This is a genomic window from Streptococcus sp. CF10-1 (genome assembly GCF_024295825.1).
GTDB lineage: Bacteria > Bacillota > Bacilli > Lactobacillales > Streptococcaceae > Streptococcus.
Map to the genome: position 1 here is coordinate 1 of NZ_JANCPQ010000017.1, position 2,416 is coordinate 2,416.

4 protein-coding genes are annotated in these 2,416 nt (G+C 35.6%); all 4 read left to right on the forward strand.

Annotated features, from left to right (window positions below):
• Nucleotides 1-768 (forward strand): DUF389 domain-containing protein (locus NMM25_RS10470; protein WP_254736833.1); only part of this gene is annotated, 768 nt, incomplete at its 5' end.
• Between the two features lie 717 nt (nt 769-1,485).
• Nucleotides 1,486-1,788, forward strand: coding sequence for a TMEM175 family protein (locus NMM25_RS10475; protein ID WP_004240734.1), 303 nt, complete (start codon nt 1,486-1,488; stop codon nt 1,786-1,788).
• Complete coding sequence (locus tag NMM25_RS10480) at nt 1,713-2,054, forward strand: hypothetical protein (RefSeq protein ID WP_254736834.1); 342 nt, start codon at nt 1,713-1,715, stop codon at nt 2,052-2,054. Before NMM25_RS10475 ends, NMM25_RS10480 begins: the two co-directional genes overlap by 76 nt.
• Before the next feature lie 13 nt (nt 2,055-2,067).
• A complete protein-coding gene (locus NMM25_RS10485) occupies nt 2,068-2,391 on the forward strand; it encodes a potassium channel family protein (RefSeq protein WP_001253404.1) in 324 nt (107 codons plus the stop codon).
• The last annotated feature ends 25 nt before the right edge of the window (nt 2,392-2,416 follow it).

The following is a 2,416-nucleotide window of genomic DNA, read 5'->3' on the forward strand; positions in this document are numbered from 1 at the left end:
CTGTATTTCTGGATTTCTCCCTTATCTTATGCAAGTAGCGAACTGATTGCACGAACCTCTCCAACCATTTGGGATGTTCTCATTGCTATTGCTGGTGGGATAGCAGGTGTAATTGGGTCAAGGAAAAAAGAAGCAAACAATATCGTGCCAGGAGTAGCCATTGCAACAGCTCTGATGCCACCTATCTGCACTGCAGGATATGGTTTAGCTAATGGAAATGTACGATTTTTATTTGGGGCTCTTTATCTTTTCTTGATCAACTGTGTCTTTATCATGCTAATCAACATTGTTGGAACAAGAATTTTTATGAGAAAATCTCCCTTAAGTTCATTTAATGAGCTAAACATTAAAATGAAAATTGGGTTGATATCCTTGATTGTATTATTGGTCCTTCCAGCCAGCTATTCAGCAGTCACTCTGACGATGGATCAAGCGCGAAAAGAAGGGATCAAACAGTTTGTAGAAAATGAGTTCGCCAATCATACGGTCATTAATCAAGTCTACAAGTCAAGTAGCAATGAATTAGTCTTGACGGTTGTTGGAGATCCGATTTCAGAAGAAGAATTAGAAACACTCCACCAAAAACAAGCCTCTTACGGTATTCAATCTGTTCAATTGAAAGTGAATCAAGTTCAGAACTCGCCAACATTAGATAGTGAAGCGACCAAGGAATTTTATGAAAACATTGACAAGTATATTGATCAAAAACTCTCTGAAAAAGATTCACAAAACGATCTCGTAAAAGAAAATGAAGCAGACAAGGATTGAGGACAATGAACTGAATCGGTTTTTACGCCGTGTTTTTCTTGTATCTTCCTCTTTCTTACTTATAGCAGGTTGTTTTTGCTTGAATAAGAAATAAATTAGAAGTTCTATCATCTAAGAAAAATGATGAAAAAAATCATTTAACTAATGGTGTGAACGTTTAGTGTTTATCAGCTCCATTCTCTGTAATTTTGGGGGTAAAATCCACACCATTTAGATAAAATTAGTTGAATTTGATTGGAAAAACGCTTTTATAAAAGCGGAGAAAAGTCTTGATATTACGCTGTTTTTAGTCCAACTGAAATTCATACTTTCCAAACCAGGCTTGAAAAAAGCTCGTAAAGCATCACAATTTAGTAAACGTTAAAACTTATTTAAACTTATTGAAAGCATTTCGTATCAAAAATACGGGATGCTTTTTCTGTTCACCCCAAATTTTTGTAACTAGGTGATACTTGAAATTAATACAAATTTGGTTGTTTTTGATAAATCTAAGCAACACTAAATGATGAAGTGAAAGGGGATGAATCTTTGATAGTATTCATTTATTGTGAAATATGATATACTTATTAATTAGATGGATGAATACTTCTAGAGTTAAATATAGCATAATAGGGACAGACTTTTTGGTTTATTTTTGTTTGTAGTCGGATTATGAAAGAATATCCAATATTATGCGATAAGATAGAATGTTACAAAAAAGAAAGGGGATGCAATCCGATGAAGAAAGACAGATTAATTGTATTGACAGATGCTGTTCTAGCAATTATTATGACCATCTTGATTTTAGAGTTAGAAAAACCAACAACACCAAGTCTTGAAGCTTTTTGGGATTTACGGCAAAATTTCTTTGCTTGTTTTCTTTCCTTTTTCTGGTTGGGATCGTTATGGATGGCACTAAACACATTATGGGAAAAGGTTGAGAAAATTTCCTCAGAAATTATTTGGTGGAATTTGTTTCTACTCTTGGAGCGGCAGGAGTTCTCTTTGGAGAATTTCATGCCATCCAAGATACCAGTCTGAATGATGTGGTGGACCGGATCTATATAAATATCAAGGATTTACCGTTTCAGTCCTTGGGAGCTTTAGCTAATATCCTGTCTGATGTTAAGAAGGGACTGATTCAAGACAGTCATATCTGGTCTTTCTTCCAGTCATTTTTCAAACAATATCAGTTGATAATCAGCTTAAATCAGATCTATCAGTTTGTCTATCTTTCTCTGATGGAGATCATGTCCTATCTTCACTTTGATTATTGGAAAAAACGGCTCGGTCAGGAGCTAGTATGAATAAGGAGAACAAATGAGACGTTTAAAAATGTTATGGCATATTATACAGGTTACGGGTTTTACTCGGTTTGCTCTGAGTTTTGTGACCTTTGTTTTTGGGTCAGGAGGCGTGCTTTTCCTAGTTGAACCTGCTATCACAAATTACGGAGACGGTCTTTGGTATGCTTTTGTGACTTCGACGACTGTCGGCTACGGGGATCTCCTAGCTGTGACCTTGATTGGAAGGATTACCAGTGTCTTCTTGACGATTTATGGGCTCATATTTTTTGGCTGTTTATCAGCTGTTATTATTAATTATTATACCGATTTAAATAAGGAAAGAGGAGAGGACAAATGACTGCCAATTATTCAACACGGGAATA